This is a genomic window from Rhizobium sp. CRRU65 (genome assembly GCF_048551595.1).
GTDB lineage: Bacteria > Pseudomonadota > Alphaproteobacteria > Rhizobiales > Rhizobiaceae > Rhizobium > Rhizobium leguminosarum_J.
Window position 1 is genome coordinate 100,586 of sequence record NZ_JBLYZH010000017.1, and the last position, 21,301, is coordinate 121,886.

At 62.7% G+C, this 21,301-nt stretch carries 21 protein-coding genes; 13 read left to right on the forward strand and 8 right to left on the reverse strand.

Features of this window, described 5'->3' with window-relative positions; translation table 11 throughout:
- Positions 1-78: 78 nt before the first annotated feature.
- Positions 79-264 (forward strand): DUF1059 domain-containing protein, encoded by a 186-nt coding sequence (locus ACM5SV_RS28665; protein WP_012758467.1) that lies wholly within the window; start codon positions 79-81, stop codon positions 262-264.
- Here ACM5SV_RS28665 and ACM5SV_RS28670 read toward each other — a convergent pair whose 3' ends face one another.
- From ACM5SV_RS28670 to ACM5SV_RS28680, 3 genes are read right to left on the reverse strand one after another with little or no spacing between them, the layout of a single operon-like run.
- Positions 265-1,518, reverse strand: coding sequence for a CCA tRNA nucleotidyltransferase (locus ACM5SV_RS28670; protein WP_113545303.1), 1,254 nt, complete (start codon positions 1,516-1,518; stop codon positions 265-267).
- Entirely contained in the window at positions 1,515-2,165 is a 651-nt protein-coding gene (locus ACM5SV_RS28675; RefSeq protein ID WP_012758469.1) for a CoA pyrophosphatase, read from the reverse strand. The genes ACM5SV_RS28670 and ACM5SV_RS28675 overlap by 4 nt, the downstream gene beginning before the upstream one ends.
- The gene (locus ACM5SV_RS28680; protein ID WP_012758470.1) at positions 2,162-2,785 is read right to left on the reverse strand and encodes a DUF1285 domain-containing protein; all 624 of its coding nucleotides are present in this window, start codon (positions 2,783-2,785) and stop codon (positions 2,162-2,164) included. The genes ACM5SV_RS28675 and ACM5SV_RS28680 overlap by 4 nt, the downstream gene beginning before the upstream one ends.
- Positions 2,786-2,943: 158 nt before the next feature.
- Between ACM5SV_RS28680 and ACM5SV_RS28685 the strand changes: the two genes are divergently transcribed.
- The 5 genes from ACM5SV_RS28685 to ACM5SV_RS28705 are packed head-to-tail and all read left to right on the forward strand — an operon-like array spanning position 2,944 to position 10,190.
- Positions 2,944-3,954 (forward strand): AAA family ATPase, encoded by a 1,011-nt coding sequence (locus tag ACM5SV_RS28685; RefSeq protein WP_113545306.1) that lies wholly within the window; start codon positions 2,944-2,946, stop codon positions 3,952-3,954.
- Between the two features lie 13 nt (positions 3,955-3,967).
- Positions 3,968-4,888, forward strand: a complete 921-nt coding sequence (locus tag ACM5SV_RS28690; RefSeq protein ID WP_012758472.1) for a DUF58 domain-containing protein — start codon at positions 3,968-3,970, stop codon at positions 4,886-4,888.
- On the forward strand, positions 4,885-7,698 hold the full coding sequence (locus ACM5SV_RS28695; RefSeq protein WP_222014224.1) for a DUF4159 domain-containing protein: 2,814 nt from the start codon (positions 4,885-4,887) through the stop codon (positions 7,696-7,698). The genes ACM5SV_RS28690 and ACM5SV_RS28695 overlap by 4 nt, the downstream gene beginning before the upstream one ends.
- 1 nt (position 7,699) lies before the next feature.
- Positions 7,700-9,769 (forward strand): hypothetical protein, encoded by a 2,070-nt coding sequence (locus ACM5SV_RS28700; RefSeq protein WP_222014225.1) that lies wholly within the window; start codon positions 7,700-7,702, stop codon positions 9,767-9,769.
- Positions 9,770-9,773: 4 nt separating this feature from the next.
- A complete protein-coding gene (locus ACM5SV_RS28705) occupies positions 9,774-10,190 on the forward strand; it encodes a GNAT family N-acetyltransferase (RefSeq protein WP_222014226.1) in 417 nt (138 codons plus the stop codon).
- Positions 10,191-10,232: 42 nt separating this feature from the next.
- On the opposite strand, the gene ACM5SV_RS28710 is transcribed toward ACM5SV_RS28705, so the two are convergent.
- Positions 10,233-10,796, reverse strand: a complete 564-nt coding sequence (locus ACM5SV_RS28710) for a GNAT family N-acetyltransferase (protein ID WP_222014227.1) — start codon at positions 10,794-10,796, stop codon at positions 10,233-10,235.
- Between ACM5SV_RS28710 and ACM5SV_RS28715 the strand changes: the two genes are divergently transcribed.
- A complete protein-coding gene (locus ACM5SV_RS28715) occupies positions 10,761-10,985 on the forward strand; it encodes a hypothetical protein (RefSeq protein ID WP_164902749.1) in 225 nt (74 codons plus the stop codon). The two genes, ACM5SV_RS28710 and ACM5SV_RS28715, sit on opposite strands and share 36 nt — an antisense overlap.
- Before the next feature lie 5 nt (positions 10,986-10,990).
- Positions 10,991-12,001: a glutathione S-transferase family protein gene (locus ACM5SV_RS28720; RefSeq protein WP_012758477.1), complete on the forward strand. Its 1,011-nt coding sequence runs from the start codon at positions 10,991-10,993 to the stop codon at positions 11,999-12,001.
- Between the two features lie 81 nt (positions 12,002-12,082).
- On the opposite strand, the gene ACM5SV_RS28725 is transcribed toward ACM5SV_RS28720, so the two are convergent.
- Entirely contained in the window at positions 12,083-12,532 is a 450-nt protein-coding gene (locus ACM5SV_RS28725; protein ID WP_050563527.1) for an NUDIX domain-containing protein, read from the reverse strand.
- A gap of 100 nt (positions 12,533-12,632) precedes the next feature.
- Between ACM5SV_RS28725 and ACM5SV_RS28730 the strand changes: the two genes are divergently transcribed.
- The 4 genes from ACM5SV_RS28730 (at position 12,633) to ACM5SV_RS28745 (ending at position 15,806) form a co-directional block, all read left to right on the forward strand.
- Positions 12,633-13,541 carry a metallophosphoesterase family protein gene (locus tag ACM5SV_RS28730; protein ID WP_012758479.1) on the forward strand — a complete coding sequence of 303 codons (909 nt, stop codon included), beginning with the start codon at positions 12,633-12,635 and terminating at the stop codon, positions 13,539-13,541.
- A gap of 159 nt (positions 13,542-13,700) precedes the next feature.
- Entirely contained in the window at positions 13,701-14,261 is a 561-nt protein-coding gene (locus tag ACM5SV_RS28735) for a tetratricopeptide repeat protein (RefSeq protein ID WP_003561379.1), read from the forward strand.
- A 187-nt stretch (positions 14,262-14,448) separates the two neighbouring features.
- Entirely contained in the window at positions 14,449-14,958 is a 510-nt protein-coding gene (locus tag ACM5SV_RS28740; RefSeq protein WP_012758480.1) for an RNA polymerase sigma factor, read from the forward strand.
- A gap of 2 nt (positions 14,959-14,960) precedes the next feature.
- Positions 14,961-15,806 carry an anti-sigma factor family protein gene (locus ACM5SV_RS28745; protein WP_012758481.1) on the forward strand — a complete coding sequence of 282 codons (846 nt, stop codon included), beginning with the start codon at positions 14,961-14,963 and terminating at the stop codon, positions 15,804-15,806.
- 323 nt (positions 15,807-16,129) lie between these two features.
- Here ACM5SV_RS28745 and ACM5SV_RS28750 read toward each other — a convergent pair whose 3' ends face one another.
- Complete coding sequence (locus ACM5SV_RS28750; protein ID WP_419425462.1) at positions 16,130-17,110, reverse strand: quinone oxidoreductase family protein; 981 nt, start codon at positions 17,108-17,110, stop codon at positions 16,130-16,132.
- Between the two features lie 5 nt (positions 17,111-17,115).
- On the opposite strand from ACM5SV_RS28750, the gene ACM5SV_RS28755 reads away from it, so the two are divergent.
- On the forward strand, positions 17,116-17,625 hold the full coding sequence (locus ACM5SV_RS28755; protein WP_206641043.1) for a winged helix-turn-helix transcriptional regulator: 510 nt from the start codon (positions 17,116-17,118) through the stop codon (positions 17,623-17,625).
- A 100-nt stretch (positions 17,626-17,725) separates the two neighbouring features.
- Here ACM5SV_RS28755 and leuA read toward each other — a convergent pair whose 3' ends face one another.
- Complete coding sequence (gene leuA / locus ACM5SV_RS28760) at positions 17,726-19,477, reverse strand: 2-isopropylmalate synthase (RefSeq protein ID WP_221990146.1); 1,752 nt, start codon at positions 19,475-19,477, stop codon at positions 17,726-17,728.
- Positions 19,478-19,906: 429 nt separating this feature from the next.
- Positions 19,907-21,136, reverse strand: a complete 1,230-nt coding sequence (locus tag ACM5SV_RS28765; protein WP_222014229.1) for a benzoate/H(+) symporter BenE family transporter — start codon at positions 21,134-21,136, stop codon at positions 19,907-19,909.
- Positions 21,137-21,301 lie beyond the last annotated feature (165 nt).

The following is a 21,301-nucleotide window of genomic DNA, read 5'->3' on the forward strand; positions in this document are numbered from 1 at the left end:
GAACCTTCCCTCCCCCCGCACATTCATGAATCGCGTAAGATCGCGATCTTCGTTGTGTTTCGAACAGAGGAGAAGACCATGCGACTTTTCGAATGCGGCACTCTCGTTCCGGGCTGCGCCTGGCATACACGGGCAGATAGCGACGCCGAGGTGGTCCGCCGTGCCGTTGAACACATGAAAGACGCTCACGGTGAAACCACGATCCGCGAGAACATGGTGGATAATATCAAGGCTCGAATCCGCGACGAGGTGAACGCAGCCTGATTATTGCACGCGTTCCTGGAGCCGGGCGAGCAGCGCCGCCCGGTCGGAAACGAAATTTTCCTCCACCCACTGGTTTTCCAGACCGGCAAGCAGCTCGCCGACGCGCGGGCCAGACGCGATTCCTGCCGAAATCACGTCGCCGCCGTTCAGCGGAAACTGTGGTTTCTTCCAGTGCGTTGCCTTATCCAGCAGCTTGTTGAGCCGCGCAGACCGCGCCATTTCGTCGAAATCGCTTTCAGCCTTGCCGCGCGCAACCGCAAGTGCCAGCTTCAGCCGTGTCGTGATGCCGTCGGTGCTGTTGCGATAAAGCAACCGTTCGAAAGCCGCCGATGACATGTCGTCATTGACTGGCGCCGCCATGGCCCAGGCCTTGAGGGTGGCCGCTTCCGCATTCGAGAGCTTGAGCCGGGCTGCGAGCGCCTCCATGCGCGCGGCATCGGGCGGCACGATCGCCGCAAGGCGCAGCAATGGATCGGGTATCCAGCCGAGCGCCTTTTCGGTGGCGATCAGCGAAGGGATCGCATCGATCCCCCATCGTTCCGATTCCGGCAGGATTTCCGTCAACACCGCCACCTGCCGCATCCAGAGCAGCGCGCGACCAGGATCGTCGGCGCCAAGCAGCTTTCGCAACTCAGACCAGACGCGTTCTGCCGAAAGCGTCGTCAGTTTCGAACGCGCGAGGGAACACGCCTTCAGCCCCTCGGCATCCGGCCGCCCGGAACCGTAATAGGCAAAGAAACGGAAGAAGCGCAGGATACGCAAATGATCCTCGGCAATACGCCTTGCGGCATCGCCGATGAAGCGGATGTTGCGCGTCTCAATGTCGGCAAGTCCGCCAACGAGATCCACCACCTCGCCCTTTGCATCGGCATAAAGCGCGTTGATCGTCAGATCCCGCCGTTCGGCGTCTCCCTTCCAGTCGGTGCTGAAGGCAACCTTGGCATGGCGTCCGTCGGTCTCGACGTCGGTGCGAAGGGTCGTCACCTCGAAGGGCTTGCCGTCGATGACGAGCGTCACCGTGCCGTGCTCGAGGCCGGTTGGGACTGCCTTCATGCCGGCCGCCGCCGCCCGCTCCATCACCGGCTCCGGTCTGAGTGTCGTGGCTATGTCGACATCATTGACCGGCAGGCCCATCAGGCTGTTGCGCACCGCTCCGCCAACCACCCGCCCTTCGCCGCCATCGGCGTTGAGAAGCGCTAAGATCCGGCCGAGGGCCGGGTCGCGGAACCATGCTTGGTCGGCGATGCCGGTCATGCATAAAGCCTTTCATAAAGCGTGCGGACGATGCCGGCGGTAATGCCCCAGATCATTCTGGTTTCATAGGGCACGCGGTAGAAATGCCGGTCGATGCCGTCGATGACACGTCTGTCGCGGGTGTGATTGGCAGGATCCATCAGGAAGGAAAGCGGCACCTCGAACACGTCGTCCACCTCGGTCGGGTTCAGCGTCAGCGCAAAGCCCGGCGAGACGACGCCGAGCACCGGCGTAATGCGGAAGCCCGTTGAGGCAAGGTAATTCGGCAGCCGCCCCACGGTTTCGACGAAGGAACCGGCCAGGCCAATCTCCTCCTCCGTCTCGCGGATCGCCGCCATTTCGGGCGAGATATCGGCGGGATCGATCGAGCCGCCGGGAAAGGCGATCTGCCCGGAATGTTTGCGCAGCGTCGCCGTGCGCTTGGTGAAGATCACATGCGCTTCCTCGCCATCGTCGATGACGGGTACGAGCACGGCGGCGTCGCGCAGCTTGAAGGTCTCGACCTCGGCGACGATATCGGGATTGAGGATGTGGTCCCCGTGATCGCGCCAGGCATGATCGACCGGCCCACCATTCTGGTTGAGCGCGCGGCGGCGGAATTCGGCTGCGGAAAACAGCGGATAACGTTGGGTAATCGCATCATTCATCGGGAAAGCGCATCCAGTTCATCGGCCGGCATCATCGCAAAAACCTCTCCGGCCGAGCGGACGGCGAACATCGCCTGTCCCTCGACCTCGATCGTCTCGCCGAGCGCCACCAGTTCATACATCACCGCACGCGACACCAGCGCCTCCAGCCGCCCGCGCACATGCAGATAGGGTTTCAATTCGGCATTCTCGCCCGCAATCGCAAAGCGCAGCCGATGCTCTCCTCCCGCCTCCACGACATCGCCGACATTGGTGCGGAAAGTCAGCACCTGTCGGCCTTGCCCCTCCGTCACGCTCATCTCCACGGCGATGAAAGGCGCGTCGACGACCCTTATACCGACCTTTTCCACAGGAGTTACGAGATAGGTCTTCTGGTCGTCGTCTTTTCTTAAAACCGTCGAAAACAGCCGCACCAGCGCCGGTCGACCGATCGGCGTACCCATGTAGAACCAGGTGCCGTCCGCCCGGATTTCCATGTCGATATCGCCGCAGAAAGGCGGATTCCACCGCTCGACCGGCGGCAATCCTCGTTTTTGTCCGGCATTTTCCTGAGACGCGCGCGAAATCAGTGCGGCAAGTCCCGCCGCATCCGCCTGTCCGCTGATTTCCTCGGCTGCCATTCTTCCGTCCCGGTTTGTCCTTAACGAAGTAAAGTCACGAGATAGTCATTCGCAACGAACTTGTCAGCCCGTCACATCTCCATAACTCTATCGGGTATGAGGCACATGTATAAGTCCGCCGATTCGCTGCCGAATGATTTCAGCCGTTGGAGATACGCATGGGTATGATGAAGACCGAAGCCAGCCTCGATGAAAAGGCGATCGTCGCCGCCGCCGAAAAGGCGCTCTCCGATATCGCCGCCATCCGCGGGGAAGTCTCGAAGGTGATCTTCGGTCAGGAAAGCGTCGTCGAGAACACCATTCTCGCCGTGCTGTCAGGCGGTCATGCTCTGCTCGTCGGCGTTCCCGGTCTTGCCAAGACCAGACTGGTGACCACGCTCGGCGAGGTGCTCGGCCTTGCCGCCAACCGCATCCAGTTCACGCCGGATCTGATGCCCTCGGATATTCTCGGCTCCGAGGTGATGGACCAGGACGACAGTGGACGCCGCTCCTTCCGTTTCGTCAAGGGCCCGGTCTTTGCCCAGCTCCTGATGGCCGACGAGATCAACCGCGCTTCGCCGCGTACCCAGTCGGCCCTTCTGCAATCCATGCAGGAATATCACATCACGATCGCCGGCCAGCGTTATGACCTGCCGGCGCCCTTCCATGTGCTCGCCACCCAGAACCCGCTCGAGCAGGAAGGCACCTACCCCCTGCCCGAAGCCCAGCTCGACCGCTTCCTGCTGCAAGTCGACGTCAACTACCCCGAACTCGCCGCAGAGCGTCAGATCCTGCTCGAGACGACGGGCTTGGGCGAAACCCGACCGGAAGCCGTCATCGATGCGCAGCGGCTGATCGAGATCCAGACTCTGGTGCGCCAGATGCCGGTGAGCGACACGGTTGTCGATGCCATCCTGGCGCTGGTGCGTTCCGCCCGCCCCGGACAGGGCAATGCCTCGACCGACAAGAACGTCGCCTGGGGTCCTGGCCCTCGCGCCGGCCAGGCAATGATGCTCTGCGCGCGCGCCCGCGCGCTCTACGAAGGCCGTCTCGCACCGTCTCTGGACGATATCTTCGCGCTCGCCGAACCCATTCTCCAGCACCGCATGGCGCTGACCTTCGCCGCCCGCGCCGAAGGCATGTCGGTGCGTGATGTCGTCGCCGGACTGGTCAAGCAGGCAAAGGGATAAGGAAGCCGGACGCGTGGCATCTATCGGACAGATCGTCAACCCGACGTCAGGCAGCGATGCCCTTTCCCGCGCCAGGCAGCGGGCCGCCCTGGTGCCGGACTGCCTGGTGGAAGCCAAGCGCATCGCCAACACCGTGATCGCCGGCTGGCATGGTCGCCGCAAGCGCGGCATCGGCGAGAATTTCTGGCAGTTCCGTCCCTATGCCGAGGGCGAGAGCCTGTCGCGCATCGATTGGCGCCGCTCCGCCCGCGACGACCACACCTATGTGCGCGAGCGCGAATGGGAGGCGGCGCACACGATCTGGCTCTGGTGCGACATGTCGCCCTCGATGATGTACAAGTCGAGCTACGGCAACGTGTCCAAGGAAAGCCGCGCTCTGGTCATCATGCTGGCGCTTGCCGAAATCCTCGCCCGCTCCGGCGAGCGCATCGGCTGCCCCGGCATCATGGAACCCGCCTCCGCCCGCAACGCCGCCGAACGCCTCGCAGCCGCGCTCATGCACACGCCGCTGACCGGCGGCCTGCCGGAAACGGCGATGATCCGCGGCTGGAGCGACCTCGTCCTCATCGGCGATTTCCTCGACGATGCGCCGGCAATCATGGAGCGCCTCGGCCCGCTTGCCCGCCGCGGCCTGCGCGGCCACGTGGTCGAGATATCAGATCCCGCCGAAGAGATATTCCCCTATAGCGGCCGCACCGAATTCACCGATCCGGAGAGCGGCGCCAAGCTTATCTCCGGCCGCGCCGAACATATCCGCGAGGCCTATCGCAACGCCTACCTCGCTCGCAGGGACAGCCTCGGCCAGTCGCTGCGCCATCTCGGCTGGACCTTCGCGTCTCATCGCACCGATCATCTTGCTTCGGAAGCGTTGGTCGCGGTGCACATGTATCTGTCCGGCATGCCGGCCAAGGCAACGCATGGAGGGCAGCTATGAACGCCCTTCCCTTCGCTTTCGCCTATCCCGCCATTCTCGGCGCGCTCGTCGCCTTGCCGGTCATCTGGTGGCTGCTACGGCTGACGCCGCCACGTCCGAAGACCGAAGTCTTCCCGCCGCTGAAGATCCTCGCCTCGGTGCTGAAGCGCGAGGAGACGCCGGCGCAGAGCCCCTGGTGGCTGACGCTGCTGCGCATGCTGCTCGCCGCCACCATCATCCTTGCAATCGCCGACCCGGTTTTCAATCCACGCACCAGTTCGCTGGCATCAGGTGGCCCGCTCGTCCTCTTCGTCGACAACAGCTGGGCGGCGGCACCCGACTGGGAGCGCCGCATCCAGACCGCCGACGCGTTGATAGACGACGCCGAATCCGCCGGCACGCCTGTGTCGATCGCCTTCACCGCCGATCCGAGCAACGACGCCGTGCCCGGCACCGCCGCTGCCGCCCGCGACAAGCTGCGCGCCGCCGAGCCGCGACCACTGGTACCGGACCGCGAACGCGCCTTCCAGGCGCTGCGCGCCGCGCTGAACGGCATCAAGCCCGGCACCCTCGCCTTCCTGACTGACGGCGCCGCCGCCAAGGCCGACGACGCCACGGTGCGCAGGCTGGCCGAACTCCAGCCCGCTGATCTGCGTCTGATCGAGGGCGATGCCGCGCGGACGGTCGCGATCACTGCCGCCAACAATGCGGCGGATGCCATGACCGTCAAGGTCACGCGGCTCAACACCTCGCAGGCCGCATCGGTGGCGCTGAACGCCGTCGATACCCAGGGCCGCTCGATCGCCAATGGCAGGGTGGATTTCCGCCCCGGCCAGAGCGTCGCGACGAGTGCGATCACCGCTCCCTTCGAGATGCGCAACGATTTCGCGCGCATCAGCGTCGACAACGGCGCGACGGCAGGCGCCGTCCACCTTCTCGACGACGCATTCAAGCGCCGCCGCGTCGTCTTGCTGTCAGGTGAAGGAGGGGATGAGTTCCAGCCGCTGCTCTCGCCGCTCTATTATATCCAGCGGGCGCTGCAACCCTATGCGGATCTGATCCAACCTGGCGATTCCGATCTTTCGGTCGCGATACCAAAACTTCTCGCCAACAATCCCTCCATCATCATCATGGCCGATATCGGCCGGCTGCCGGAGGAAACCTACGAGCCTCTGACGCGCTGGATATCGAATGGCGGCATGCTCCTGCGGTTTGCCGGCCCGCGCATGGCGGCAGCCCCTGCGGACGATCCGCTGATCCCTGTCATCTTGCGTCAGGGAGAACGGGCGCTCGGCGGCACCTTGTCCTGGAGCGAGCCGCAGTCGCTTGCCGAATTTCCGAGTTTCGGGCCTTTCGCCGGCATAGCGCGTCCCGCCGATGTCGTCGTCAAGCGGCAGGTGCTCGCCGAACCGACGCCCGATCTTGCCGAACGCACCTGGGCGAGCCTGGCTGACGGCACACCGCTCGTCACGATGAAGCAGATCGCATCCGGCCAGATCGTCCTGTTTCACGTCACCGCTGAAGCAACCTGGTCCGATCTGCCGATCTCAGGCACTTTCGTCGACATGCTGCGTCACCTCCTGCAGATATCGCGCTCGGGCGGTGTGACTTCGGAAGCGCGCGGCAATGCGCGTGTCTCCGAAACCCTGCCGCCATTCCGCATGCTGACGGCCAAGGGCACGCTCGTCTCCGAGACGGGATCGGCGCGGCCGCTCATTCCACAGGCCGGGGTCGAACCGACGACAAATTTCGACAACCCTCCCGGGCTCTACGGTTCGGAGGATGGTTTCGCCTCGTTGAACGTGCTGCCCGAGAACGCCGAACTGACGCCGCTCGACACAACAGGGACCAATGCCGTGCGCGAAGGCCTGATCGGCGGCGAAAGCTGGTCGGCAAAACCCGCGCTCTTTCTCGCAGCCTTTCTGCTGCTCCTGGCCGATAGCCTGATCGTCCTCTTCATGAATGGCGCATTCTCGCGATTGCGCCCGGCTGTCCGAACCGCCGCGATGATCGCGGTCGCCGTCGGCGCCGGCTTTCTCGTGCAACCCGGCACGCTTCACGCCGACGACTCCCAGCCCGGCGACGACCTCATCCTGCAGAGGCTTGACAACACCCATCTCGCCTATGTCGTCACCGGCGAACAGGATGTGGATAATATATCCGAGCGCGGTCTTGAGGGACTAACCCAGTTCCTGACTTTTCGCACGACGCTGGAGCCGGCGTCGCCCGTCGGCATCGACCTCACCAAAGACGAACTCTCCTTCTATCCGATCATCTACTGGCCGGTTTCGGCGACGGCGCCGATGCCGTCGACGGCGGCAATCAGCCGTATCGATGCCTATATGCGCAATGGCGGCACCGTGCTTTTCGATACGCGTGATCAGATCAGCGCATTGGACAATGGCGGCAATGTCAGCGCCAACGGTGAGAGATTGCAGGCAATCCTCACCAATCTCGACATCCCGCCGCTCGAGCCGGTACCATCTGATCACGTGCTGACGAAATCCTTCTATCTTCTGTCGAGCTTTCCCGGTCGTTATACGGGCAGCCCCCTCTGGATCGAGTCCCGGCAGGGCGGTCAGGGACCGAGCGAAAAATCGGCGGCGACGGCCGACGGCGTTTCGCCGATCCTGATCACCGGCAATGATTTCGCCGGCGCCTGGGCGATCGACGACAACGGCGTACCGATACTGCCGACCGTGCCGTCGGATGAAACGCAGCGCGAATATGCCTACCGTTCCGGCGTCAACATCATGATGTACATGCTGACCGGCAACTACAAGACCGACCAGGTCCATGTTCCCGACCTCCTCGAACGGTTAGGACAATGAGATGAACCTCGACTTTTCGCCCTTCCTGCCCTGGTCGGTTCTGGCTGCACTCGCGGTCGTCAGCGCTGTTATCGCCGCTTTCGCGATCTGGCGCGGCATTCGCGGCGCCTGGATCAGAACGCTGGCAGCACTCGCCATGCTGACCGCCCTTGCCAATCCTGTCCTGCTGCAGGAGGATCGGGATCAGTTGTCGACGATCGTCCCGGTTCTTGTCGATCGAAGCCAGAGCCAGCAGACGCCCGATCGCGTCAAGATGACCGACGATGCGCTTGCGGCCCTGAAGGGACAGCTCGCCCGCTTCCCCCAGATAGAGCCTCGTTTCGTCGATGTCGAAGGCGACGTCAATTCCGACGTGCCGTCCACGCGTTTGTTCGACGCGCTGTCGGCCAACATTGCCGATGTCCCGCCCGCCCGTATCGGCGGCGCCATCATGCTGACCGACGGTGAAGTCCATGATGCTCCGGCCGCCAATCAGGCGCTTGGTTTCGACGCGCCGATCCATGGCCTCATCACCGGCAAAGCCAACGAATTCGATCGCCGCATCGAAGTCATCAAGGGGCCGCGCTTCGGCATCGTCAACGAAGAGCAGCAGGTGATCCTGCGCGTCTTCGACGACGGCCCTAGCCCGGGCGGCACGGCCGATGTCACGGTGAAGCTGAATGGCGACGAGATTGCCACCCTGCAGGCGGCACCCGGGCAGGATACGCCCTTCTCCTTCAAGGTGCCGGGTGGCGGCAGCAATGTGCTCGAATTCTCGGTCGCGGCACTTCCCGGCGAAGTCACCACCGCCAACAACCGCGCCGTCCACGTCATCGACGGCATCCGCCAGAATCTCCGCGTCCTGCTTGTCTCCGGCGAGCCGCATGCCGGCGAGCGCGCCTGGCGCAACCTGCTGAAATCCGATGCCTCGGTCGATCTCGTCCACTTCACCATCTTGCGTCCGCCGGAAAAACAGGACGGCACGCCGATCAACGAGCTGTCGCTGATCGCCTTTCCGACGCGTGAGCTCTTCGTCGACAAGATCAAGGATTTCGACCTGATCATCTTCGATCGCTACCAGCACCGCGGCGTGCTGCCGTTGCTCTATTACGATTACATCGCGCAATATGTCGACAACGGCGGCGCGCTGCTGATCGCCGCCGGTCCCGAGCATGCCGGCCCCGATTCCATTGCGCTGACGCCGCTTTCCACGGTCCTGCCGGCAACGCCCACCGGAGAGATGATCGAAAAGGCCTTCTATCCCCGCCTCTCCGAGGAAGGCCGCAAACATCCCGTCACGCGCGGCCTGGATGGCTCGGGCGAGGACCCGCCGCATTGGGGACGCTGGTTCCGCAGCGTCGATGTCGAGCGGCCGCAGGGCGAGACGATCATGCTCGGCGCCGACAACCACCCGCTGTTGGTGCTGAACCGCGCCGGCCAGGGCCGCGTCGCCATGCTGCTTTCCGATCAGGGCTGGCTCTGGGCGCGCGGCTTCGAAGGCGGCGGTCCGAACGTTTCGCTCTATCGCCGTATCGCCCATTGGCTGATGAAGGAGCCGGCGCTCGAGGAAGAAGCGCTGACGGCGCGCGCCTCCGGCCGGACCCTTGAAGTTACCCGCCAGACGATCGGCGACAATCCCGGCAACGCCACCGTGCGTTATCCCTCCGGCAAGACCGAAACCCTGCCGCTCACCCAGTCCGAACCGGGGCTCTACAAGGCCGAGAAGAGGATGGACGAAATCGGTCTCTTCGAAGTCCGCAACGGCAAGCTGTCGACGCTTGTTCATATCGGCGCCGTCGACGCGCCGGAATTCAAGGCAATGATCTCGACGACCGATGTGCTGCAGCCGGTCGCCGACAGAAGCAAGGGTCTCGTCACCCGCGTCTCCAATGCAAATGGCGCGATCTCGGTCCCGCCGATCCTGCCGGTGCGCGGCCAGGTGCGCGTCTCCGACAACGATCGCATGATGATCCGCATGACCAGCGAGACGGTCTTGAAGGGCATCAACACGCTGCCGCTCTTTGCCGGGTTCGCCGGCGTCGGCATCCTGCTGCTCGCCTTCGGCGCCATGTGGTGGCGCGAAGGGCGGTAATCTCATGCCGGAATTCGAGCTCACCGCTTCGCCCTCGCTAGAGGAACTGGCAGTGATCACCGATGCGCTCTCGGCCTTCAACAACAGCGATGTCGGCCCTTCGGATCGCCAGCCGCTTGCAGTCCTCATCCGCGATACCGACGGCAAGGTGACCGGCGGTCTTTCCGGCTTTACCGCCTGGGGCTGGCTCTTCACCCAGATGCTCTATATTCCCGATACACTGCGCGGCACCGGTATATCAGGCAATATCCTCGAAAAGGCGGAAGAAGAGGCGAAAGCCCGGGGGTGCCGCGGCGCTTGGATCGACACCTTCAACCCGCAGGCTCTGCGCGCCTATCTGCGTCAGGGTTATGAGGTTTTCGGAGAGCTTAAGGATTTCCCGGAAGGCCGCACGCGCAGCTTCCTCCGGAAAAATCTCTAGCGCATCTCCTTTGTGCGTCCGAAAGGACGCACGGCGCTTAAATCATTCGCGCCAGGCGATCGTACCCTTCAGCAGCGCGTGCACGCCCTCGGCGATCGGAACGACGAGTACACGGCCGGGATCGACCGGGCCTGGAAAAGACAGCGCGTTGTAGGCGACCTTCTCGAAGCCGAGCGGGCCGTAATAGGGCGGGTCGCCGACGAGGATGACGGCTTCCGAGCCCTTGCGTCTTGCTGCCTCCACCGCGATCCGCACCAGTTCCCGGCCAATGCCCTTGTTCTTGTGGGAGGGGCGGACGGCGAGCGGGCCGAGCAGATGGCCCTTCACTGTACCGGCCAGTACCGGCGTCATGCGCACGGAGGCGATCGTCTCACCGTTATCGGTGCAGATGAAGGAGAGCGACAGGTCATGGGGTCCCTGCTCACGGATGCGCGCGGCAGCGCGCGTGAAGCGGCCCGGACCGAAGGCTTCTTCGTTGATGTGTTCGATGGCGGCGTCATGAGACGCGTCTTCAGTGAGGTAGACGAGATCGTGCTTGTACATGATGATAGAAACCGGATGGACAGATTGATGGGTCTCGAACACGCCTTGGGCGTTCGGGAGCATCAGCGTCGTCGCGGGTTTCTGGAAATGAACATCAGGCAGGGGTCCGAAAATCGTGAAAAGGCCGATAGCAGGAAAAATTTCCGCCGTCCAACGCAAAATGCACGACGTGACGCACTGTTCAATCTTTACCGCCTGCAAAGCCCTGCCATCTGCGATATCTTCCGTTCCAACACGCAATCAAGGGAATGAAGACCATGGGAATGCTGGTGGACGGCGTCTGGCATGACGCCTGGTACGACACGAAGGAGAGCAAGGGTCATTTCAAGCGGCAGCCCTCGCAGTTCCGCAACTGGGTGACATTAGAGGGTGAGGCCGGTCCTTCCGGCAGCGGCGGCTTTAAGGCCGAAGCCGGGCGTTACCATCTTTATGTCTCGCTCGCCTGCCCCTGGGCGCATCGCACGCTGATCTTCCGCAAGCTGAAGAAGCTCGAAGAGCTGATCTCGGTTTCGGTCGTCGATCCGCTGATGCTCGAGAACGGCTGGGAGTTCAAGGTCGGCGACGGTGCCACCGGCGATCACCTCTTCGGCGCGTCCGCGCTTTGGCAGATCTACGTCAAGGCCGATCCGCACTATTCCGGCCGCGTCACCGTTCCCGTGCTCTGGGACAAGAAGACCGGCACGATCGTCAGCAACGAATCCGCCGAGATCATCCGCATGTTTAACAGTGCCTTCGACGGGCTGACCGGCTCGAAGGCCGATTACTATCCCGAGGACCTTCGCTCCGACATCGATGCGCTGAACGCCACCGTCTACGACACCGTCAACAACGGCGTCTACAAGGCCGGCTTTGCCACCACCCAGCAAGCCTATGAAGAAAACGTCGGCAAGCTGTTCGAAACGCTCGACATGCTCAATGAACACCTCGGCAAGGGCCGCTACCTCTTCGGTAGCAGGCAGACCGAGGCCGACTGGCGCCTGTTCACCACGTTGGTGCGCTTCGACGCCGTCTATGTCGGCCATTTCAAGTGCAACATCCGCCGCATCGCCGACTACCCCAACCTGCCCGACTATCTCCGCGATCTCTACCAGACCGCGGGCGTTTCGGAGACGGTGAACCTGAAGCACATCAAGGAACACTATTACCGCAGCCACAAGACGATCAATCCGACCGGCATCGTTCCCGTCGGCCCGGCGCTCGATCTCGACCGTCCGCACGGTCGTGCTACAGCGCCGCGCGTCCTTTTAGACGCGCAAGGGACGCTGTAGAACTTTGAATTGCTGCATAATTCTATCCCTAAATCGATTCCGATTTAAGAAATTTTGCAGTCGCTTGCCGCCGCCTGAGAATTACCAGCGGTGGGCGGGCTCCTGCTCGCCGCGAAGCTCGGCAAGACGGCGATGCGTCGCCTTGGTCGTGCCCTCGGGCAGGCTGTCGAGGGAAAAGAAGCCGCTGTCGGATATCTCCCAGTCCGGCGGCCGCGGCGCCGTCTGCTCGACGATTGCCCGGTAGAAGACGACATGGTCGCGCCTTGTGGTGGTGGTATTGAAATAGACCTGGATCAGCTGCGGCTTGCCGATGATCCTGAGGTTGCCCTCCTCGCGCAATTCCTTGGCAAGCGCTTCCTCGACCGTCTCGTTGCGCTCCAGCCCGCCGCCCGGCATGTGCCAGCCGCCGATATAGCTGTGGCGCACGAGAAAGATGCGTCCGTCTGCATCGAAACAGGCAGCCCGCACGCCCACGGTCATGCTGCGGACGAAACTGAAATAGACATGCAGCAGGCGCAATGCCAGCCTCATGTGAAGGGGCCGGTTCTCTTTATCCACTATCACTCCGTTTCAGCTCTTCATCCCGCCCGATGTGTTTGATTTGTCAATAAGCTGGTCTATGTCTCGTAACATGTTCAAGCTCGCGCATATCTCCGACGTCCACCTCGGGCCGCTGCCCAGTCTTTCCATTCAAGAGCTGTTTTCAAAACGCATAACAGGCTTTGTGAACTGGCATCGAAATCGACGCAAGCACCTTTTCGGCAGCACGTTGGATCTGCTGCTCGACGACATCCGCGCCCACCAGGCCGATCACCTGGCCGTCACCGGCGACCTCGTTAATCTGGCGAGCGGCATTGAGATTCGCGCCGCCGCTGCATGGCTGCGCGCGTTCGGCGACCCTGCGAACACGTCAGTCGTTCCCGGCAATCATGACGCCTATGTACCAGGCGCCTATGAGAAGTCGATGCGCGCGTGGTACGATTATGTCCGCGGCGATCTCGCCCCGCCGCAATGGCAGGACGACCGCCATATCTTCCCCTATCTGCGTGTTCGCGGCAAAGTCGCGATTGTCGGTTGTTCGACGGCGGTCGCCACTCCTCCCTTCGCCGCCTCCGGCTTTTTCGGCGCGCGACAGGCCCGCGATACTGTCAACATGTTGCGCGCGGCTGGGGAAGCCGGGCTCTTCCGCGTTGTCATGATCCATCATCCGCCGATCCGCGGCGCCACGGCCTTCTACAAACGGATGATCGGCATCCGCCGTTTCGCCGCTGTGATTTCGACAGGCGGCGCCGAACTCGTGCTGCACGGCCATACGCACCTGAACACGCTGCATTGGCTGCGCGGCCAGGTGCAGCCGGTGCCGGTCGTCGGCATCGCCTCAGCCTCGCAGGGACCGGGCAGCGTCAAGCCGCCCGCCGCCTACAACCTCTTCTCCATCGACGGCTCTCCCGGCGCCTGGGAGCTCAGTGGCGAACGCTTCAGCCTCAACAGGGCCGGCGACGCGGTGATGCCGGAAAGCACCGATATTTTCGCGCCTTAGCGCCGGCTCCTGACTCTTTTTGTATAGCACTTGAATCGATCTGCGAGGAGATCGGCCCACCGTCGCAACATTTGCCATGGAGGTTGCTTACCCTCTTGGTATTTTTAGTGGTAAGCGTACAATTCGAGCAACTGCATTGCCTGAGAACGGAGCGCGCCGATGACTTCTTCTTTCCGTCACCTGTCCAGACTTTCGCTCGCCGCCGGCTTTGCCTTCGGCATCGCCACGGCCGCTTTCGCGGTCGGCGACAACAATGACGACACCAATCCGCCGCCGAAGACCCAGACGACCAAGACCTGCACCGGCGGCAAGGTCTGGGACAAGGCCAAGAAGGAATGTGTCAACCCGAAGAAGAGCAGCTTCAACGACGACGATCTTTATAAGTTCGCTCGCGAGTTTGCCTATGCCGGCCAGTATGACAACGCCATCACCGTGCTCAATCTCGCTCGCAACCAGAACGACCCGCGCATCCTGAACTATCTCGGCTACGCTAACCGCAAGGCCGGCCGCATGGAGCTCGGCATGTCCTACTACCGCAAGGCGCTGCAGGCGGATGAGAATTATATCCTCGCCCGCTCTTATATGGGCATGGCGCTGGTGGAACAGGGAGATATTCAGGGCGCCCGCGTCCAGCTTGTCGAAATCCGTGATCGCGGCGGCGAAGGCACCTGGGCCTATCGCGCCCTGCTGCAAAGCTTGAACGGCTACAAGACATATTGACGCAAGCTTTGCGGGCCAGAATACGAAAATCCCTTGGGAAAGAGGGATGAAGACGACCGGATGCTTGCGAAGTGCAGGAGACTTGTTTCATAAAGCTCATGCATCGACGGCGTCGATAAAGTCGGTTTCGCGCCCGACGGCGAACCCTTCGTCCGCGAAACCATTGTGAATGCTTCTTGGATAAACAATGCGTCAGCCCGCAACGACCATCGATCTCCGGCGTGATCTCGTCGGCCTCCTGCCCCGCCTTCGCCGCTTCGCGATCACGCTCGCGGGTGAGGTTGCCGTGGCCGATGAACTCGTTCAGGCCGTCTGTCAGCGCGCCATCGCCAAGGGTCATCAATGGAGCGGCGAAGGCCGGCTGGAAAGCTGGATCTACACGCTTGCCCGCCAGCAATGGACCGACGACAACCGCAAACGCAAGCCGAAGGCTTCCGTCCGCGGCAACGTCACCGATATTCGCGAGGCCGCGCGCGAACGTTCGGCAGCGGTCGATCCCGACACCATCCATCACATGATTTCCGATATGCCGGATGGTGTTTCCAGCATGTTCTTGCTCGTCGACGTCGAAGGCCACAGCTACCAGCAGGCGGCCGACATCATGGGTATTCCGGTGGCAAACGTCGTCTCGCAGCTCGCCACCGCAAGGCTGCATTTCGCCGAGCTTGCCGGCACCCACCCGATCCACAGGTTCTGAATTTGCTCGATCTTAGGAAACTGCCGCTCGAAGCCCAGCTCACCGCCCTTCTCGACGGCGAAGTCTCGCCCGAACAGCGGCACGAACTGGAGCAGCGCTTGGCAAGCGACGAGAATGCGCGCCGGCTGCATGAGAAGCTGCGCCACGGCGCCGATTTCGGCCGCCGCCGCCTCGACGATATCCTGAAGGAGCCGGTCCCGCTTGCCCTGGTCCGCTCTATCAAGAGCACACAGCCGCCGAAGACGCCGATCGCCCAGCGCGCCACGCGCCCGCAAGTGAAACTGGCGCCGAGCGGCCCGCAGGCACTGGCCGCCGCCCTCATCCTCTTTGTCGTCGGTTGCGGCATCGGCTATTTCGTCGGCACAGCCCCGGATGCCGACGAGATTGCCACCACGGCTACCACCAATACGGCACCGGTCAATACCAGCGACTGGCTGGGCGACGTCACCGCCTATCAGCGCTTGCTGATCCGCCAGCCCCGTCATCTCGTCGAAGTGCCCGCCTCGCAGGCCGAGGAAATCTCCAGCTGGCTGACGACCGCAATCGGCGTCCCCTTCCGCGTGCCGGATCTGAGCGCCGAAGCCTGGACCTTCCAGGGCGCGCGCGTCATCCTCGGCGACAGCCGCCCCGTCGGACAGCTCGTCTATTCGAATGCCGATGGCGACATCATCTCCATTTGCTTCCGCAAGGACGCGCAGCCGCCGGAGACCGACGATTTCAAGGAAACGATCAAGGACGAGATCGGCCTCGTGACCTGGCACAATGCCGGCACCTCCTACGTACTCGCCGGCCCCTCCGCCGAAGCAACGCTCGGCCAGCTCGCCATGGAGATCGCCACCGCGATCTGATTGCCGGAGCATGATGCCGAGCAGTATCGCCCGACATCGTGCGTCACGTTGATTTAGAGCCTTTCCGGGTCAGATTGCAGCATTCTGCCGGAGCAGGTTTTCGTCAGGACAGAGGCGATTGGCGACGGGCATACCCCAGGGTACGTCCGAGCCGATCGCCTTTGTCCTGGCGGAAAGATGCCCGGCCCTTCGGGTTGGCTGAAACGGGCCGGCTGATCGACCGGCCGGCTTGGCCGTAGAGCTGGGCTACGACGCGCGCCGGCCGGTCGACCATCCGACTCCGTTTGAGCCAACAGAATGCTTCAATCTAACCCGGAAAGGCTCTAAGGCACCAGCACCACCTTGCCGACCGCCCGCCGATCTTCGATGGCGCGATGCGCTTCCGCCGCTTGATGCAGTGGGAAACGACCGCCGTCGATAACCGTCAGGGCGCCCGTCGCGGCAAGCTCGAAGAGCGCTGCAAGATCCTCACGCACCCCCTGAGGCGTCAGCAGCGCCAACAACGAAAATCCCTTGATAGACTGGTTGTGATCAAGCATGCCCTCGACATCTGCGGCCTCGAGCCCGAACAGCCCCATCGCCGCCAGCACCAGTTCCCCGCAAGGCGCCAGCGCATCGAGCGCCGCCCTTGAAAACGCGCCGCCGACGGTTTCATAGATGACATCCGCGCCGGGCCCTCCGGTCACCCTCTTGACATCCTCCTGCCAGCCGGGCGCCGTATAATCGACCGCATGATCGGCGCCAAGCGACAGGGAAAGCGCCCTCTTCTCGTCACTGCTCGCCGCCGCGATCACCATCTTCGTCCCGTCGCGCCTCGCCAGCTGCAGGAGGAGCGAACCGACACCGCCGGCTGCCGCATTGACGAGAACGTTTTTGCCTTTCACTGGACTGCGGCGTAGGAGGTGCAGCGCCGTCAACCCCTGCACCATCAGCGCGGCGGCCGCCTCGAAAGAAACCGCACCGGGCAGTTGCACCACCGCCCCGCCATCGACCGCAACGAACTCGGCATAACCGCCCGAACCGCGCCCCATCGCAAAGAGAGGAACGGCAACGCGCGTACCAATGAGCGAGCGGTCGGCACCAGGCCCTGCTCGCTCGATCGTACCCGCGACCTCGACACCGGGAAACATCGGCAGGTCGGGCGTCACGGCATAGCGGTCGGCCCGCATCAACACCTCGAAGAAGTTGACGCCCGCCGCGTGGACGCGGACAAGCACCTCGTCCGGTCCCGGCTCGGGGACCGGCAGTTCCACGAGCTCGAGGACATCTGGCGGACCGAAGCGATTGAATTGGACGGCTTTCATGGCAGGTGAACCTCACGTCTGATTGGCGTGGGGCAGGTTTAGCAATAGAACATCAGATGAAAATACACACTCTTTCGTGCCCTACCCACCAGGAGGTGACCATGGCTGAGCCGATGAAAAGACTCCCCGAGCTGCCCGTCGAACGCGCGCTGAAGGTGATCTCGGGGCGCTGGAAGCCGGTCATCCTCTATTACGTCTTCTCCGGCCCGAAGCGTCTGTCGGAGCTGAAACGGATGATGCCCGCCATTACCCAGAAGGTGCTGATCCAGCAACTGCGCGAGATGGAGGAGCACGGGCTGGTCGCCCGCCAGATCTTCGCTGAAGTCCCCGTCCGCGTCGAATACAGCGCGACCGAACTCGGCCTCGGCCTCGAACCGGTGCTGCTGGCGCTCTGCCAATGGGGTCAGCGCCATGCCGAGGCGCGAAACGAAGCCGCCGATATCGCCGACTGCATCGTCAGGCCGCGCCGCGCTACAGCGCCGCGCGTCTTTTCAGACGCGCATAAGGCGCTGTAACACTTTGAATTGCTACATAATTTTATCCTTAAATCGATTCCGATTTAAGGAATTATGCAGTAGAGCGGTCTCGGCCTGAGACCTAACCGACAAAGGCCGATTAGGCTTTGCCGGCCTTCACGTCGAGGACGCGGTTGGCGGCCGAGACGATCGCTTCCAGCGACGCCGCGACGATGTTGGTATTGATGCCGGCGCCGAAGAGCTTGCCGCCGGGATAGGAGATCTCGACATAGGAGATCGCCGCTGCGTTCGAGCCATGCTGGAGCGAATGCTCGGAATAGTCCTCGACCGACATGTCGACGCCGAGATAATGCGACAGCGCATTGATGAAGCCGTCGATCGGACCGTTGCCGCGCCCTTCGATGCGCTTGATCTCCCCATTGTCGGTGATCTCGGCTGCGACGATCCGCTGGCCCTTGTGCTCGGTGTCGGGATAGGTGTGATGGTCGACGAAGCGCAGGCGGCCTTCCGGCTGCGTCACGTAGCGCTCGATGAAGCGGTCGTAGATGCGCCGGGACGGAAGCTCTTTGCCCTCGACGTCGGTGATGCGCTGGATGTCCTCGCGGAATTCCACTTGCAGGTTGCGCGGCAGGTTCAGCCCGTAATCCTGCTGCAGGATATAGGCGATACCGCCCTTGCCAGACTGAGAGTTGATGCGGATGATCGCCTCGTAGGAACGACCGACATCGCGCGGGTCGATCGGCAGGTATGGGACTTCCCACATCGGATGATTGGCGACCTGCGCTGCCTTCATACCCTTGTTGATCGCGTCCTGATGCGAGCCGGAGAAGGCGGTGTAGACCAATTCTCCGACGTAAGGATGGCGCTCGCCGATCGCCATCTGGTTCGAATATTCGAACACTTCCTTGATGCGTTCGATATTCGAGCAGTCGATCTCGGGATCGACGCCTTGCGTGAACATGTTCAGCGCCATCGTCACCATGTCGACATTGCCGGTACGCTCGCCATTGCCGAACAGCGTGCCTTCGACGCGGTCGGCACCTGCCAGCAGTGCCAGTTCGGCAGCGGCAATGCCGGTGCCGCGGTCGTTATGCGGATGCAGCGAAACGATCAGGTTCTCGCGATTGTCGAGGTTGCGGCACATCCATTCGATCTGGTCGGCATAGACGTTCGGCGTCGCCATCTCGACGGTGGACGGCAGGTTGATGATCAGCTTGTTATCGGGCGTCGGCTTGACGACCTCGATGACGGCGTTGCAGATCTCCAGCGCCACATCGAGTTCCGTGCCGGTAAAGCTCTCCGGGGAATATTCGAAACGATAACCGCCGCCGGCCTTCGTGGCCATATCGGTGATCATCTTGGCGGCATCGACGGCGATCTGCTTGATGCCCTGCACATCCTTGGCGAAGACGACGCGGCGCTGCAACTCGCTGGTGGAATTGTAGAAATGCACGATCGGCCGGTTTGCGCCTTCCAGCGCTTCGAAGGTGCGGGTGATGAGTTCCGGGCGGCACTGCACCAATACCTGCAGGGAGACGTCGTCGGGCACATTGCCCTCCTCCACGCACCAGCGGGCGAAGTCGAAATCGGTCTGTGAAGCCGAGGGGAAACCGATCTCGATTTCCTTGAAGCCCATCTCGATCAACAGCTGGAACATGCGCGCCTTGCGATCGTGGCCCATCGGGTCGACGAGTGCCTGGTTGCCGTCGCGCAGGTCGACCGAGCACCAGACCGGTGCCTTGGTAATGGTCTTCGTCGGCCATGTGCGGTCGGGAATGTTCACCTGCGGATAGGCCCGGTATTTTGCCGCGGCATCGGGCATGCCTTTTGCGGAATTCGTTCCGCTCTTTGAGGCCACTTTATTCTCGGAGGATTGCGTCTTCGCGTCCATCGTATCGTCTCCTCGTCCCGGCATTTGCCCGCTCTTAGCCGATCACGTCGGGCTTGGCGATAAACAAATGCGGACCTTGTCGGTCGTTAGGTCAATTTTGAAAGTGAGTCGCGAGGAGCGATGGCCGGGCGGGCTTTCGGCCGCCGGGCGCTCCTCAAAGGACCCGACAACCGCGCGTAAGGCCGAGGAGAAGAAGCGAGGTCAGGGCGCGCGTATTGTCACGCAGGGCAATGCGGCCGCGTGCAATCGTGTCAGAAATTCTGGCGCCAGTGGTCTTCATGAGCGCGCTTATAGCCTCGGACGGTAGAGCTGGCAAGTCCTTGCCCGGCTTTTGATCGCCGCCAACATTCGACCAACTGCCCATCTATTGCCGGCGGAGTTGCTTGAAAGCGCCAGGATCCGGCATTTGAAGGGCAGAACGACCTTCCGTTACCTCGACTGAGCTCGGTCTTTCCAAAGCCTCACCAGCCGCGACAGCGCCAGCATCAGCCCACCCGCGAGCAGGCCCCAGAAGGCGCCGGAAATACCGCCGAAGGAAACGCCGGAGGCGGTGACGAGGAAGGTGATTGCCGCCGCCTCACGTGAGTCCAGCGCCTGGAAGGCCGACATTGCCGAGGACGAGAAGGCGCCGACCAGCGCCAGGCCGGCCACCGCCTCGATCAGGATGGAAGGCGCAAGGGCGACGAAGGCCGTCACCGCGCCGGCGAGCAGCCCGAGAATGATATAGCCGACACCGGCGATGAGTGACGCCCAATAGCGCCGCTTCGGATCGGCATGGGCGTCCTGTCCGGCGCACATCGCCGCGGTGATGGCCGCCAGATTAACGGCGTGGCCGCCGAACGGCGCCGACAGCAGCGAGAAGAAGCCGGTGACGGCAAAGAGCGGGCCGGGCTTCGGATCGTAATGGTTGACCTTCAGCACCGCGATACCCGGAATGTTCTGCGAGGCCATGGTGACGATGAAGAGCGGCAGCGCGATCGAGATGAGGCCGGCAAGATTGAACACCGGTCGGACGATTTCCGCCGTTGGCACCAGTGATTGTTCCAGCGAGCCGAGCGCACCGTCAGGGATATCGACGCCGAAGGCGAGCACCAGCACGAAGGCCGCGAGTGCTGCCGGCACCGCCCAAAGCCGCTTGAAGGCGCCGACGACGATCCAAGCGACGACGATCGGCAGGCCGAACAGCGGATTGAAGCCGATCGCCTTTACCGGCGCGAAGCAGAGGCCGATCAGCACGCCGGCGAGCATTGCATTGGCGAGTGGTGCCGGAATGGCGGCAACCGCTCGCCCGAGCGGCTTGAACAGTCCCGCAAGGATAATCAGCGCAGCACAGATCAGGAATGCCCCGACCGCCGCATTGAAGCCGCCCTCGATCGCCCCGGTGCTTGCCAGCAGTGCGGCACCCGGTGTCGACCAGGCGATGCTGACTGGCAATCTGGTCACGGCACTCAGCACGATCGCGCAGACGCCCATGGAAATCGACAATGCCATCAGCCCGGAAGCCGCCTGTACATCCGTGGCGCCGACCGCCTGCAGCCCGTGCAGTACAACGGCGAAGGAACTGGCGGAACCGACGAAGGCGGTCAGCAGCCCCATGAACAGGGCTTGGACGGAAAAATCTTTGAGCATGGCGGGACTCGAGCTGCGCGAATGCCGCATGGAGCATGATGGTTGCCGCAGGCGCAAGTCTGGATTCAGTGCTTTCCGTTCAGACCTTGCCGCTAGGAGATCATCTCCGTTCAAGCACTAAAGCCTTTCCTGGCCAGATTGCAGCATTCTGACCAGGAAAGGCTCTGGCCGAAAACAAGACGCCCTCACCTGCGA

Coding starts and splice junctions, on each gene's coding strand:
- ACM5SV_RS28740 (WP_012758480.1), top strand. CDS start 14,449: ATGCGTCAGCCCGCAACGACCATCGATCTCCGGCGTGATCTCGTCGGC.
- leuA (WP_221990146.1), bottom strand. CDS start 19,477: ATGGACGCGAAGACGCAATCCTCCGAGAATAAAGTGGCCTCAAAGAGC.
- ACM5SV_RS28705 (WP_222014226.1), top strand. CDS start 9,774: ATGCCGGAATTCGAGCTCACCGCTTCGCCCTCGCTAGAGGAACTGGCA.
- ACM5SV_RS28715 (WP_164902749.1), top strand. CDS start 10,761: ATGGGTCTCGAACACGCCTTGGGCGTTCGGGAGCATCAGCGTCGTCGC.
- ACM5SV_RS28730 (WP_012758479.1), top strand. CDS start 12,633: ATGTTCAAGCTCGCGCATATCTCCGACGTCCACCTCGGGCCGCTGCCC.
- ACM5SV_RS28735 (WP_003561379.1), top strand. CDS start 13,701: ATGACTTCTTCTTTCCGTCACCTGTCCAGACTTTCGCTCGCCGCCGGC.
- ACM5SV_RS28670 (WP_113545303.1), bottom strand. CDS start 1,518: ATGACCGGCATCGCCGACCAAGCATGGTTCCGCGACCCGGCCCTCGGC.
- ACM5SV_RS28725 (WP_050563527.1), bottom strand. CDS start 12,532: ATGAGGCTGGCATTGCGCCTGCTGCATGTCTATTTCAGTTTCGTCCGC.
- ACM5SV_RS28680 (WP_012758470.1), bottom strand. CDS start 2,785: ATGGCAGCCGAGGAAATCAGCGGACAGGCGGATGCGGCGGGACTTGCC.
- ACM5SV_RS28710 (WP_222014227.1), bottom strand. CDS start 10,796: ATGCTCCCGAACGCCCAAGGCGTGTTCGAGACCCATCAATCTGTCCAT.
- ACM5SV_RS28720 (WP_012758477.1), top strand. CDS start 10,991: ATGGGAATGCTGGTGGACGGCGTCTGGCATGACGCCTGGTACGACACG.
- ACM5SV_RS28695 (WP_222014224.1), top strand. CDS start 4,885: ATGAACGCCCTTCCCTTCGCTTTCGCCTATCCCGCCATTCTCGGCGCG.
- ACM5SV_RS28750 (WP_419425462.1), bottom strand. CDS start 17,110: ATGAAAGCCGTCCAATTCAATCGCTTCGGTCCGCCAGATGTCCTCGAG.
- ACM5SV_RS28685 (WP_113545306.1), top strand. CDS start 2,944: ATGGGTATGATGAAGACCGAAGCCAGCCTCGATGAAAAGGCGATCGTC.
- ACM5SV_RS28675 (WP_012758469.1), bottom strand. CDS start 2,165: ATGAATGATGCGATTACCCAACGTTATCCGCTGTTTTCCGCAGCCGAA.
- ACM5SV_RS28700 (WP_222014225.1), top strand. CDS start 7,700: ATGAACCTCGACTTTTCGCCCTTCCTGCCCTGGTCGGTTCTGGCTGCA.
- ACM5SV_RS28665 (WP_012758467.1), top strand. CDS start 79: ATGCGACTTTTCGAATGCGGCACTCTCGTTCCGGGCTGCGCCTGGCAT.
- ACM5SV_RS28765 (WP_222014229.1), bottom strand. CDS start 21,136: ATGCGGCATTCGCGCAGCTCGAGTCCCGCCATGCTCAAAGATTTTTCC.